The organism is Nitrospira sp., from assembly GCA_024760525.1.
GTDB lineage: Bacteria > Nitrospirota > Nitrospiria > Nitrospirales > Nitrospiraceae > Nitrospira_D.
Genome location: CP060499.1, coordinates 1,144,322 through 1,158,017, shown reverse-complemented (window position 1 = coordinate 1,158,017; position 13,696 = coordinate 1,144,322). Strand labels below are relative to the sequence as shown.

Below are 13,696 nucleotides of genomic sequence, written 5' to 3'. Positions count from 1 at the left end.
TTATCACAAGTTACATGAGAGCAAGAAGCCACCGCCTTCTCCAGGACAGATTCTAGGCGGTCTCGTCGTACCATCACGTCGCCGTAGGGATCATGCAAGGCCACCAGCTGGCCCCCCTGTGACCTATGGGATTGTCTCCGGTGAGGAAAGACCCGTAAGCTCTTGTGGCACAGACGGATCCATCAGAGGAGGAGAACCAGTCGGATCCGTTACATGCCCAGGAGAATCCACAGATTCTGAGGCGGCCGATTGGTCCGGGAATCCTTGTTCTCCCGGAACCATCGATTGGTCGGATACGGCTGGTTGTTCACGGACAGGAAGCGGCCCTGCCATAGATCCCGTGACAACGGCCATGGAGGGATTGGGATGCTGGAACACCCAATCATAATGAGTCGGTTTACCAAGGAAATGACGGACAGCAGGTGGGAACTCGCCCTGCTTGATCGGCGTGTGTTTGCTTTTGCTTCGGACACCCATGATCCCCCCCGTGGGTGCCCGCAGCAGTTCCCACTCACCATGCCCAACCGGATCGAGATAGACCTTCCTAAGAAAAGGCTTGGGCGGCCTCGTGAGTTCAACGAGTGTTTGAGGATACACCTCACCAGGCATAACTCTGCCGGCCTTTGCACTGGCCGAGTAGAGGGCCAACGCTGTTTGGATCTCGATACCTTTGGCCAGTAGATCCGCCTCTAGCTCCCGTTGCACCATTGTCTTCCATTGCCGGGCCGCCATCGTCAACGTAAGCCCCATCAGCGTGACAGCGATCATCACCATGAGGTACGAGAATCCTGCCTCTTGTCGTCTTAGCCATGCGGAGATCCGCCACACCGTCTCTCACTCCTGGTCCGCCGCCTCTTTCGACAACGACACCGTTTGATCCACACGTGTGCCGGTATCGCGTATGGTCACGCTCTCTGAGGTGATCGCCTTGAGGACCAGATGATCGTCGACGCGATCACCGACCTTGAGGACCTTCACTTCATCGTCTTTGCTGAGCACCGCCATCTCGTTGTTTGTTGTTCGCACTTCGCCCAGACGCAGAAATCCCAGATATCGATACGGCCCCAATTCCGTCGCTTCTGCCTGTTCCATCAAGGGATCGGCTTGTGCCGACCCTTGCTGGTTCACCGGGGCCGAACTGTTGCTGGTGGAAAAGGTTCCGTCGGAACGGGGCACCGTGAAAATGTTGCGAGGCGTCGTGAAGGTTGCCGCACGTTGAGCCCCGGTGGACGTAAGGAGATCGAGATGTACGCGCAGGCCGGTTCCCATCATCCCCGCGTGTCGACCCGATGAAGCGGAACCTGAGACGTTCGTGAGCGGGATACGCACCGGCTCCTCCAGCAGCCGCCATTGCCAAACAGCCAGGCCTGTCCACAGGACGATAAGTGAGACAGCAAGAATCGTCTTCTTCTTTGGATCCATGGCTAGGGGATGGTCTCCTGCACGCCGGGCCTATCGGTATCGGAGCGAAGATACGCCGCGATCTTGATGTTGAACGTCACCAGCGCGTCCGGCGCGCCCCCAGACCGAGCCAGTTCAAGGTCTTCGATAAACACCATCTCTTCCGCCGTCTCAAGATCATAGATAAATCGGCGGAGATCTTCGTATTGCCCACTCATCGCCCCCTGCAGCAGCCCCTTGCTCGTGTTCGCGACGGGAGTGGGCTCGGTCTTATAAGACAAGGCCGGTAGGGTGACTCGATCGCGTTTCGCCTCATCTGAAATCCCCAACGCTAAGGGAGCAAAGTCCCGTTCAGCGGGAAGTGCTGCCCATACTCGGCTCAGATCTTTTCTTGCATTTCTGGCCTCTCGATGATGTATCAACGACTGTCGCGCCCCGACCCATTCTTTCTCCAAACGCTCTCGTTCGGATTGGGCGCCTTCCACACCGATTGTGTGCACGACAAGCAGCATCAGAAGGAGACCTAGGGCCGCCGCGCCCCATGGAAGCAAAGGTGCAAACGGATGATGCAACACGATGATCAAGCGATCTTTCATCTCTCAAGCTCCGCCCAACGGTATCGCACCGTAATGTCGAACTCCACTAAACCCTTTGATCCCACGCGATGATGAGCCAATACCGGATCCTGAAATGTGGAGTGGTCCTCAAGCCCCACGGTAAAGGTCGTGATGTCCTCCAGGCTCATCGCCGACCCCGCGAGTCGAACCGTCGAACCGGCTTGATCGAGTCGCACACTACTCAGGGCCAGGCGTGAAGGAACGGTTTGCTCTAGTTCGGTCAGAAACTTCGTCCACGAAAATATTCTCTTCTCAAGCAGTTGATTGGCCAACTCGACCTCGAAGCGCAATCGTGTCAAGCCCTCCTCGGACATGTCTATTCCCTCCCGCCTAGCCTCCGCTATCAAGCCAAGATCCTGCTGCAGAACTCGATCCAGTTCAGCTTCGATGGCCTGGTTTTCCTGATACGCCAGGATCGCTTGCCTGAGATTCCAGAGAATACCCAACGCCAGCAATGCGCAACTACCGATCAACAGGAGTCGAAGCGGGGCCATCACAGCTCGGTATCGGCGACCCAGATTTATCTGAAACCGGTCAGGAGCACCGCCCGGCAAGGGAAGAGACCTGAGTGGATCGGTGAGTTTTCCGATGAGAACATTCGTGAGCGCCACGTTACGCCACCCCAGCCATCGCCGCCAGCGATGGCATTCCTCGATGACTCCCAGTCGCCACCCATCCAAGTGCCTCGACTGATTTCCAGTCGAGTTGCTCCACTGAGACTCGGAGTTCTACCTCCATCTGCTCTTGAAATGCTGCCATGTCTCCGTCCGCACAGATCACGGCTTCTTTAATGACCGCGGAGGGATGTTCCTGTCGGCAGACCTCCAGCGATGCACCGCATTCATCGAGAATCTTCTTCAACATCTCGGGCTTCGCCGGCACCTCGCTCGCTCCCACACCCAGGAGCTTGCATCGGTAAAACAGCAACCGCCCTCGCTGGGACACCATGGTCGTCAGGGTCCGATCAGAGACACTGACCCACAGCACATCGCGACGTCGCCAATCAGACCAGCCGGAAGCCCTCCGCCAGAGATTAAACAGCCGTAGACTTGTGACCCCCACATCTTGAGGGATCAATCCGACGGATTCACAGAGAGACTCATATTGTCTCAGTACTGTTTCCTGAACCGCCACCGCCAAAACTGTGAAGGTTCGCAGGGTCTCGCACCGTCGATCATGAAATACTTGAAACACAATCTTGGCCCCATTGAGAGGGAAGAGCTGTTCTTGGCCCAGCCGCCATCGAATCAGTGCCTCGCGTTCCTCTCGCCGAACGGGCAACTGTTCCAGGTGCAGCACCGTCGCTCTGACCGCAGTGTCAGGAAGCAGCATGGTGATCCGGCGAGGAAGAGCGGAAAGACCTGTCCCCCCGACAATGTGATGATCCGAGCCTGAACCGGTCAAGGCGCGAATACGACTTGCCAGCGTCGTAAGCTCCGACAAGTTTTCGTCGATGGCAGAGGGTTTCACCATGCCATCGGAAAGGGCCGACATCGTGCATCGGTGTCGAGAGTGCCCGCGCCAATTCCGTTCGGTCTCGGCCCACGCGATCGAATCGATGCCGAACTTCAAACAGCGGTGGGGCCGGCTGCTGACCCATTCCCACATCGTGTTATCCTTCCTCGCTGAACGTGACACGATTGACTTCGCGCAGCGATGTCTCGCCATTCAACATTTTTTTCAGTGCCGATTGCCGAAGCGTGATCATTCCGTCGGTGACCGCCCGGTAACGGATTTCAGAAAGCGGCCGATCCGCAAGGATCATCTCCTTGATCTCATCCGTCAGATCGAGGAACTCCGTAATGCATTTTCTTCCTCGATACCCTGTCCCATGACATTGCGGACACCCTTTTCCTTCGTAGAACGTCGTATCTTTGTACTGCTCATAGTCCAACCCTGCTTCTTCGATAAGGGCCTTTTGGGCTTTGACCGGAGTTCGACACGAGGCGCAAAAGATTCGGACCAGTCGCTGGGCCAACACGCAGTTGAGTGCGGACAGAAAATTATAGGAATCGATCCCCATCGACGCGAATCGCCCGATCACGTCGAATACGTTGTTCGCATGAACCGTCGTGAGGACAAGATGGCCGGTCATCGCCGACTGGATCGCGATCTGGGCTGTTTCGGCATCTCGAATTTCACCGACCATGATCTTGTCCGGGTCATGGCGAAGAATGGACCGGAGCCCTCGAGCAAAGGTCAGGCCTTTCTTTTCATTGACCGGGATTTGCACCACCCCCGGGAGCTGATATTCAACAGGATCTTCGATCGTGATCAGTTTGTCTTCAAGCGTATTCATCTCCGATATGGCGGCGTACAACGTCGTCGTCTTCCCGCTTCCGGTGGGCCCTGTCGCCAACACCATGCCGTAGGGACGGGCAATGGCTTTCCGGAATCGTTTGAGATCTTCCGGATTGAAACCGAGCCGTTCAAGCTTCAAGGACGACACTCCGGTCGCAATGGAATCGCGGTCCAGTATTCGGATCACCACCGATTCACCGAAGACGCTGGGCAGGATAGAGACACGAAAATCCACGGTCTTTCGATCCAGCCTCATTCGAAAACTTCCATCCTGCGGCACTCGACGCTCGGCAATATCGAGCTCGGACATGACCTTCAGACGAGACACCAAGGGTGCGTGTAATCGAATATCCAGTGGCTCCATGGCCGGAATGAGAATGCCATCGACACGAAGTTTGACTTTGGTTGCGCGGTCTGCGGCCTCAATATGAATGTCGCTGGCCCGGCGCTGCATCGCGCTCAGCAAGATAGAGTCCAGCAGCTTTACGGCGGGACTCTGATCTTCCCCCACTTGATCGAGGGCTGCAACCTCCTCCCCTCGATCATCTTCTTTCACCAAGACCGATCGATACTCCGCTTCGAGCTCGCGGAGTGCTTGGCTGGAGCCCGCGCTACGGTCCAACGCGGACAGGATTGCGCTCTTAGAACTGACGATCAGCTCCAGCGGCTTTCCGATCATGAGTTCCAATTCGTCGAGGCCCAACAAATTTTGAGGATCCGCCACCGCGATGGTCATCACACTGTCTCTCTCGGCGATAGGGACAAACGGAAATCGCTGCATCAACTTGACGGAGATCGTCTCGTAGTAGCGGGGATCGACTTGAAAACTCGTCAGCGGATCGTAGGGAAGACCGTATTGAGTGGCCAGTGCATGAGCCAACTGATCCTCCGAGAGAAGCCCTTCGCAGACCAGTGTGTGTCCTAAGGCTGCTGTGACACCTTTCAATCGGTGCAGCACGTCCTCGACAGTCTGTCTCGCAAGCAGGCCCTGGCTGACCAGAACCTCCGCGAGAGAAGGCCGAGCAAGACTACGCAGCATGCGCACACTCCCAGGTCATCAGCACATCGTTCTGATCCACAGATTGATTGTCCCAATCTACCCGCCGACCGTTCCCGCCATCTGAAAGACCGGCAGGTACATCACGATCACGATCCCGCCCACCAATATTCCCATCACAAGCAGCAGAGCCGGCTCGATCCACGTCGTCAGCTGCGTAAGCCTGGTATCGAGGTCGGCTTCGTAAAACTCGGCGACATCCCGTAACATCGTATCGAGGGAACCCGTTTCTTCGCCTACCGACAACATCTCGATCGCGAGTTTCGGAAGCACCTTCGGACGATCCAAGGCACCGGCCAGCGTCGTTCCCTCGCGGATCTCATTGGATGCCCCGATGAGTTCGTGCGAAACAAAGCGGTTCGAGACGGCTGCGCGGGCACCCTGCAACGCATCAACGAGAGGCGTTCCACCCGCAAGAATAGTTCCGAGTGTTCGCGTGAGCTGTACGGTATTATGTTTCACGGCGATCGGACCCACGAGGGGAAGCTTCAGCACAAGGCGGTCAAGGACCAGATGCCCTGCGGCCGTGGCATAGTAGGCATGTAACCCTAATGCGATGCCGATCACCGCAATACCGGCGGGCAATCCCCAAACCTCTGCGTGTGTCACGACGTCGAGTAGGAGCTGAGTGGCCAATGGAAGAGTCTTCGCTGCTTCTCCGTAGACTGACACGAATGTCGGCATGACATAGGTCAGGAGAAACCCGATCACGGCCATGCCGATAAATACGAGAAAAATCGGATAGGAGATCGCCTTCGTGACTTTTTGACGAAGCCCGATCATCAGCTTCAAATACGTGATATATCGCTGGAGGACTTCAGGAAGATTGCCTGATTGCTCTCCCGCCTTCACCGTCGCAACATAGAGCTCAGGGAAATACATCGGGTGTCTCATCAATGCGTCGGAGGCAGATGCTCCCCCTCGAATATCCTCTCTCACCTCACGTAACGTCTGCTGAAATCCGGCATGGCCTGCGCGTTCAATCAACAAATCCCACACCCGTAAGATCGGCAATCCCGATTTGACGAGCGCGAGCAGCTCTTGATTGAAAACCAAAAACTGCCCTAACGGAAGCCCGCTCCACGACCAAGACTTGCCGGTCCTCACCGAGACCATTCCACGACGGTGAAGATTGAACACCAACAAGCCTTGGGCCTCTAGCTTGGCACGAACGTGCGATTCCTCCTCCCCTTCCAGGTGTCCCTGGATCGTGGAGCCATCAGGTCGTGCAACGCGGTATGCAAATACTGCCATAGCGGCGGACCTTCAAGACTCGCGGACTAGCCCGTAACACGCGACTACATTCGGTCGTGTTCGGACTCGCCGGTGGATGATTCAGTGAGCCAGAGCACCTGACCAGCTTGAATATGGTCATTGGAAAGCGCATTGATCTCCATGAGGCGCTTTACGGACGTACGATGCCGTTGCGCGAGGTTCCAGAGCGTATCTCCAGGCTTGATCAACACGGATAAGTCAGTGGCCATGGTTGACGGTCGAGCCATGCTCGGAACTGTCCCGACCGAAGATCCTCTCGACACATGAATGGCCGGCTGCGGGATGACTCCGGTACTGTCTCCAAAATCATCCGGTAGGGCTTCCCCCTGAAGGCCTAGGGTCGCCAATTCCGGTTGACCCTCTCTGGGGAACGCCATAGCTGCAGGCATTTCTCCCGCGGTGTGCTTTCCCATCTTAGATTGGTACTTTTGGAGTTGCTTCAGTTGGTTTTGAAGGGCGGCGCCGGTCCGACGGGCACGATCTCGCTCAGTACGCGAATTAACCAACTCTTCTCGTTGAAGATCAATGACATGGCGGGCTTCAGTCAACCGACGTTCCGCCTCTCGAATGCGCCCCTCGAGTTGAGCCCGAGTAATCTGGGCATCGGCGAATTCTTGGCGGCGTGCTTCAACCTCCACTCGCAAATCGACAAGCGCCCGTTGGGCATCACTTAGCGATGTTTTGAGCGCATCCACGGTAAGTTGAAGATCCCCGGTGTCCTGCTCCAAAAGAGGTTCGAGTGAGCTACACGCCGATATCCCAAGTAAAAGGATCCCGACGGCAGTGCTCCTCCACATCCCGCCTCGGGATGCCTTCTCTCGCAACCAAAATGTATTCCTCTCATTCACCATTTGTTATAGGGAGTTCCATTCGTCCCAACAAGGTCTGAGCCTGAATACACATCAAAGATACCACCCTCGGTCGGTTCCATAATCTCTTGCCAAGAACTCGAGGAATTCGTGAAGGGATCTTTGGGAAGGACCCGTAGATATCCCGCCGCCACCAGACCATCTAACGAGGGAGGATACTTCCCCTGATCGGCGCGGTGGTGATCCAGTAACTCGCGCAGCGTGAAAAGGTCTTGTCGCAACACCGTCTCCTTAGCTTTGAGCAACGATGACTGATAGGACGGAACCGCGAGGGTGGCCAAAATGCCGACAATGGACACCACAATCATGAGTTCGACGAGCGTAAAACCTTTCGTGTTCCATTCGCTCACTCTACCAATCCTGATACTTGGTGCCATCGAGCGCGGTCGCCTCGCTTTGTGACATCACATCGTAGATATCTTCACCACACCAACTAGTCGGCTTCGGACGATCCTTGTAACAGCGCAAGAGCCAATCAGATTTACCCGTCAGAGGGTCGATCGGCATGACTCGCAAATAGCGCCTCGTCGTGGTGCCTCGGAGCGTCGCTTCCTGCCCCGTTAACTTCACCCCCAACAGCACATCGAGAGACTTCGGATAACCATACGGCCCGGTGACGTCCTTGCACGTGAGCTTATTCTTGACACACACGGTTCCAAGTAGGATCTCGCCGTCACGATTCCATTCCAGCTTAAACACATCGATCGCGCTGCGAATTGTCCGAAGATGCTGGCGCAGCTCGATCTCTTGGGCTCGTTTCGTCGATACCTTACTCAGAGGCATGGCGACCGAGGCCAAGATCACAACGATGGTCATTGTGACGAGAATCTCGATGAGTGTGAGGCCGTCCTCCCTCACCGCACCTTCACCACCCCTGTCCCGATTTCTGAAGCAGCCGCCCGGCCATCACCCTCTGCAGCCATGAGCTCAACACGCACCGGAGACACCCCAGGCGATTTTGCGACAAAGACAATACTCGCCGACCGAGGAGTAGGCCCGTTGGGAAGGGCCAGTCGAAACGCGATACTTCCTACGGCTTCTTTTTGATCCCCTGAGGAAGATCCCGATGAGCCGACAAGTTCCGCCTGGCCAAGCTGTTTGAACTCAAGAATCTTCGGGTCATACTCGAACTTGAAGATGTGTTGGTCCGATGGGTCGAGCCGCCCATCTAGGATCGACAACTTGATTTCTCGACCGGTCTGAACCGCCGATTCATTCGGCCGGATGGCTAATCGGGGATCGGGAGCCCCCTGTTGAGCCAAGGAACGGGTTGGGCTGGCTACCCCGACCGCTTTCGCGGCACTGCCGCCATCCATGAGATGGTCCTCATACCTCGTTCCCAACGGCGAGGACATTTTCCGCGCAGGGATCGAAAACATTGGGCCGGTGGTATAGGTCGATTCCGTGCCGGACCAGAACGTTTGCGTGCTGGGCATCGGAGGGGTCATGTTCTGCACAATGTGCGGCGTGATCGTCAAAATCACTTCCGTGGTCACTCGGTCCGTCCTGAACGAGCTGATGAGATTTCCGATCACAGGAAGGTCGCCAAGCCAGGGAATCGTCACTCTGGTCTTCCGATCTTCTTCTTGTAAGAGTCCACCCAATATGACGGTTTCCCCGTCCTTTATGCTCAGCATCGTTTCAGCAGATCGATTGCCGAATTTGAACTGCGTGATGGGAGGAGAGGCCTGCAGCGTGATTTGCTCGCCGAGGCGAATCACTTCGATCTTCATTTTCAATCCGAGCTCGCCCCCCAACCGGATCGAAGGTTCCACCGTCAGTTTGACACCGGTATCTCGAAATTCGATCGACGTCACCGTCGATGTGGTCGGCACGGCACCCGTCGCGGCTTGACCGGGTAAGACGTTCGTGGTTGACAACAAGATCGGCTGCTTGTCGCCGATGTTGATTTCCGCCTTCTTGTTGTTCACGACCCGGATCTTCGGCGCGGCCAGCGTCTTCGCATCCGTGATCTGTTTGAAGAAATCGAGCTGGACATTCGTCGGAAGCTTGAACAAATAATTATCCGGTCCTAGGTTGGCCAATTGGCGATAGGTGAATTGCTGTGCCAGTGTCCCGGCAATCACTCCCGCAGGGCCTGGCGGAACCATGGCAGCGGCTGCCTGTTTTGGATACGTCAGTCCATAGGTCTGATTGACGGTCCGATTGACCTCCAACACCTCGACGTCAAAGAGCACTTCCGACTCCGGACGATCATTGGCCAGGATGATTTTCTCAGCCATCTGAATTTTTTCAGGCTGGTCACGGATCACAATGGTATTGAGCTGCTCGTTGGCATGCATACGTTTTGCATCGAGCATGCTTTTCAGCAGCGTCAACATGTCTTTGGACTTCGCGTTCGACAGATAAAAGGTTCGAATCATCAAGTCCTGATATTGCTCCTGCTTCTGCTTGGTATTGGGGCTGATGATCAGCACTCCCGGAGTGGCCATCCTGGAAAATAGGCTGTTGCTGTTGAGAAGGAGCTGCAGCGCGTCGTCAAACGGCGTGTCCTGAATCGAAATCGAAATCGGATCGTTCCTGACGTCCTTATCGAAGATCAAGGTAAACCCACCCGCTTTTGCCACTCCCTCCAGCACTTCCTTAATCCCCGCATTTCTGAATTTGAGTGTGACAGGCTGCTTCATCCGATCACTCCGTAGAAGTGCCTGCTGCTCCTCTGTCAGCCTGCTGATGCTCTCGAGAGGCTCTCGAAAGGTTGGATCCAATTCAGCGGAGCGAGTATAGCCATCCATCGCCTCTTCGATTCGTCCTAGTTGGGCCAAACGTTCCGCTTCGCGATAGTGTGACCGAGATTCCCTCAAGCGAACGGCTTCCTGGAAGCCGGCCTGATGCTCGGCGTTCGAAGGCTCGACCGTGAGCGCCCGCTTAAATTCTTCAAGCGCCAGATCGGCTTGCTTTTCTTTCAGAAGCGTACGGCCGCGTTCGCCATACAGAGCCGCGGTGCGTTCGCGGGCCAACGCATACTTAGTCTGCAGTGACGTATTGAAAGGATCGTCCTTTAACGCGAGGCGATAGGCGAGACCGGCTTCTTCCCAACGTTGCGCAGCCAAGTGCTGATCTCCACGCTTCACATCAGGAGACACCACGAGCGCGCAACCAGCGATCCCCAAAATTCCCAGGGGCCGGGCAAACTTCATCGCCCGGCCGGAGAGACACGCAGTCATATGACGAACTCACCCTTGTTCTTGTGCCCTCATTCGGCACAGCAGCAGAGATTGAGCCTGCCGACAATCAATTTTCTTATACTACGGATTACGGCAGGCTCAAAGAAAAAGGCTAGAAACTGAGGGAGTAGGTTGGGGAGTTACACATCCGTACTGCGGTGGTGGATGTGCTTGTTTGTTATTACTAGGGTTATTTGCCGACCAAGAACTCGGATGATCCTTAGAGACGCCAGTATTTTAGGGAAGAAGGGATTTGGCTCTGGTCAAGGATGCTCTTGACGTCGATCACGACACCCTGCTTTCGATTCCGAAGAGGCTTGAGCAGATCCTGTAGACTCACATCGGCGAACTTCTTATGTGCGACAGCCACGATCAGTCCGTCGAGATCTTTGAGCTTGTTCCATTCGACGAGATGAATGCCGTACTCTGCCATCGCTTCTTCAGATTCTGCAATAGGGTCATGCACCAGTACCTCGATCCCATATTCACGAAGCTCATGAATGATATCGGGCACCTTGCTGTTGCGAAGATCGGGCACATTTTCCTTGAACGTCAACCCGAGCACCCCTACTCGTAGTTCATTCGCAGGGCGTGACAGCTGGCTGAGCAACTTCATGGTATGTTCTGCGACAAACTTTCCCATCCCATTGTTGATGCGCCGGCCAGAAAGAATAACCTGGGGATGGTAGCCCACTGATTCCGCTTTGGAGGTCAAATAATAAGGATCCACGCCGATACAATGACCGCCAACGAGGCCGGGCGAGAACTTGAGGAAGTTCCACTTCGTCCCGGCGGCTTCAAGAACGGATGTCGTATCTATTCCCAGTCGATGAAAAATCAGTGCCAGCTCGTTCATCAACGCAATGTTCAGGTCTCGCTGAGTATTTTCGATGACTTTGGCCGCCTCCGCCACCTTGATGCTTGATGCGCGATAAATACCAGCTTTCACCACCAGCGCATATGTCGCCGCTACGACATCCAGCGATTCACGGTCTTGCGCAGATACCACCTTCGTAATCTTTTCGAGCGTATGCTCCTTGTCACCCGGATTGATTCGCTCCGGCGAGTACCCGATTTTGAAATCAACGCCGGCTTTCATTCCCGAAGTTCTTTCCAGAATCGGCAGACACACTTCCTCCGTCGCGCCCGGATAGACCGTGGATTCGTACACCACGATGGTGTCTGCAGACAGGTTTCGCCCGATCAGCTCTGATGCTTTCTGCAACGCCGTCAGATCCGGCTGCAATGCCTCATTGATAGGGGTTGGAACTGCGACAATGATGAATTGGGCGGCTTTGAGGTCCGACGGCTCTGACGTATACCGAACCTGCGCAGCTTTCAGATCCTTTTTCGATACTTCCCCTGTCCGATCGATTCCCTTTCGTAACTCGTCAATTTTCTTTTTATTGACATCAAACCCAACGACTGGGGCAATCTTCCCAAACGCCACTGCGATCGGAAGACCGACATAACCCAATCCCACAACAGCGATAGAACGCGACGGTCGTTTCTTCATATAACCCCCAGTCTGAGAGGACGTGAACGACGTTAACAATGGCAGAAGACTTTGTGATCGTCAAGGAACAGATAGGCTTTATCATCTTTGTTTCGTTCTAAGATGACCTGTCATGACACAGGATATCTTTGACGCCGATCAGACCTGGAAGACCAACGGATCACACCTGGGCGCGAGTGAATTCTCCGCCTCAGGAATTCGAAGAAGAGAACATCTGGTCAAAGCGGCTGGTCACGGGTCTCTTTAGATAAGCCGATGCTCTTGGAGGGTTTACGAAGGACAGGCTAAGGCCTGCCTGTGGACGGGAACTGATCCAGCGGGTTCACGGAACCTTACAGATGAATTATACACACGCCTGTTGCTCGATCCTCACCTGATCAAAAAATACTTTTGCTGACCTCATTCGAATAGGCGCTTTCATTCCCCGCGATGTCATAGGCTGTCACGACAAAAAAATACGTTGTCCCGTATTGCAAACCTGTTGCCTGGTAAGTGGTCACGCTTCCTCCGACCGTGGCAATGGGGGCTCCATAGGCCCCTGAACTCGTTGCTCGATACACTTTGTATCCGGCCAAATCTGTTTCGCTATTGGCCCTCCAAGTCAGAGTTGCGGAAGAACTCGACGGGGCATTCAGAGTCAGAGTGACGGTTACGTTTCTGGTTATACCCCCGCTAGTCAGCCTAATAGTAGTTGAATTGCTTCCCTGAGTGGCGGTTGCCGTGTTCACGCTTGCCGTAATGCTTCCACTCTTCGATCCAGACGTCGGACTAAGCGACAGCCAGGCGGCATCGTCACTCGCCGTCCACGTGCCATTTGAATCGAGTGTGATCGCCTGGGCCGCAGGGTTTGCGGCTCCCTGAGTTGCCGTAAAGGCGAGGTTATTGGACGATACCGTCAATGAAGCGGCAGAAACCGTCAAGGATACACTGATGGTTTTTGTGGCGCCTCCACTGGTCACGGTAATAGTGCCGGTATTTGTTCCGACTGGAACGTTCCCTAAATTGACGCTCGCGGAGATGTTTCCGTTGCCCGAGCCCGACGTCGGACTTAGCGTGAGCCAGGTCGCATTGTCGCTGGCCGTCCAACTCCCATTCGAGGTGATGGTCACAGCCTGGTTGGATGGATTAGAGCCGCCCGACACGCCTGTATAGGTTAGTGACGAAGGGTTTAGTGAGATCGAACTCGGGGCCGCCGTCACGGTGAAGGTCACCGGGACCGATACGCTGGGCGCTCCCGCGGCACTCAAGGTGATCGTCGCCGTGTGCGTCCCCGCCGTCAGGGCGCCCGTGGTAACGGTCAATGTGACCATGCCATTACCCATGCCAGAAGCCGGACTCAACGTTAACCATGCTGTATTAGCGGTGGCACTCCAGTTTAATGTTCCGCCGCCGCTGTTAGTAACGGCGACGATTTGAGCTGCCGGATTGCCTTGGCCTTGCTGCGCAGTGAAAGAATAGCTTGCGGAGCTAAT

13 protein-coding genes are annotated in these 13,696 nt (G+C 55.2%); all 13 read right to left on the bottom strand.

The window, feature by feature from the left end; translation table 11 throughout:
- Nucleotides 1-123: 123 nt before the first annotated feature.
- The 13 genes from H8K04_05490 to H8K04_05430 all read right to left on the bottom strand — a co-directional run bounded on the left by H8K04_05490 (nt 124) and on the right by H8K04_05430 (nt 13,564).
- Nucleotides 124-774 (bottom strand): hypothetical protein, encoded by a 651-nt coding sequence (locus tag H8K04_05490; protein UVT17007.1) that lies wholly within the window; start codon nt 772-774, stop codon nt 124-126.
- 60 nt (nt 775-834) lie between these two features.
- Nucleotides 835-1,422 carry a hypothetical protein gene (locus H8K04_05485; GenBank protein UVT17006.1) on the bottom strand — a complete coding sequence of 196 codons (588 nt, stop codon included), beginning with the start codon at nt 1,420-1,422 and terminating at the stop codon, nt 835-837.
- A 2-nt stretch (nt 1,423-1,424) separates the two neighbouring features.
- Complete coding sequence (locus H8K04_05480; GenBank protein UVT17005.1) at nt 1,425-1,997, bottom strand: hypothetical protein; 573 nt, start codon at nt 1,995-1,997, stop codon at nt 1,425-1,427.
- The gene (locus H8K04_05475; GenBank protein UVT17004.1) at nt 1,994-2,629 is read right to left on the bottom strand and encodes a PilN domain-containing protein; all 636 of its coding nucleotides are present in this window, start codon (nt 2,627-2,629) and stop codon (nt 1,994-1,996) included. Before H8K04_05475 ends, H8K04_05480 begins: the two co-directional genes overlap by 4 nt.
- Before the next feature lies 1 nt (nt 2,630).
- On the bottom strand, nt 2,631-3,626 hold the full coding sequence (locus H8K04_05470; protein ID UVT17003.1) for a hypothetical protein: 996 nt from the start codon (nt 3,624-3,626) through the stop codon (nt 2,631-2,633).
- A gap of 4 nt (nt 3,627-3,630) precedes the next feature.
- Nucleotides 3,631-5,358, bottom strand: a complete 1,728-nt coding sequence (tadA, locus tag H8K04_05465) for a Flp pilus assembly complex ATPase component TadA (GenBank protein UVT17002.1) — start codon at nt 5,356-5,358, stop codon at nt 3,631-3,633.
- A 57-nt stretch (nt 5,359-5,415) separates the two neighbouring features.
- Entirely contained in the window at nt 5,416-6,630 is a 1,215-nt protein-coding gene (locus H8K04_05460; protein ID UVT17001.1) for a type II secretion system F family protein, read from the bottom strand.
- A 44-nt stretch (nt 6,631-6,674) separates the two neighbouring features.
- A complete protein-coding gene (locus H8K04_05455; GenBank protein ID UVT17000.1) occupies nt 6,675-7,448 on the bottom strand; it encodes a LysM peptidoglycan-binding domain-containing protein in 774 nt (257 codons plus the stop codon).
- 47 nt (nt 7,449-7,495) lie between these two features.
- Entirely contained in the window at nt 7,496-7,897 is a 402-nt protein-coding gene (locus tag H8K04_05450) for a prepilin-type N-terminal cleavage/methylation domain-containing protein (protein ID UVT16999.1), read from the bottom strand.
- Nucleotides 7,872-8,378, bottom strand: coding sequence for a prepilin-type N-terminal cleavage/methylation domain-containing protein (locus H8K04_05445; GenBank protein ID UVT16998.1), 507 nt, complete (start codon nt 8,376-8,378; stop codon nt 7,872-7,874). The genes H8K04_05450 and H8K04_05445 overlap by 26 nt, the downstream gene beginning before the upstream one ends.
- Nucleotides 8,375-10,708, bottom strand: coding sequence for a hypothetical protein (locus H8K04_05440; GenBank protein ID UVT16997.1), 2,334 nt, complete (start codon nt 10,706-10,708; stop codon nt 8,375-8,377). The genes H8K04_05445 and H8K04_05440 overlap by 4 nt, the downstream gene beginning before the upstream one ends.
- 220 nt (nt 10,709-10,928) lie before the next feature.
- Entirely contained in the window at nt 10,929-12,224 is a 1,296-nt protein-coding gene (locus tag H8K04_05435) for a nucleotide sugar dehydrogenase (GenBank protein UVT16996.1), read from the bottom strand.
- A 377-nt stretch (nt 12,225-12,601) separates the two neighbouring features.
- Nucleotides 12,602-13,564: a fibronectin type III domain-containing protein gene (locus tag H8K04_05430; GenBank protein ID UVT16995.1), complete on the bottom strand. Its 963-nt coding sequence runs from the start codon at nt 13,562-13,564 to the stop codon at nt 12,602-12,604.
- Nucleotides 13,565-13,696: the final 132 nt, after the last annotated feature.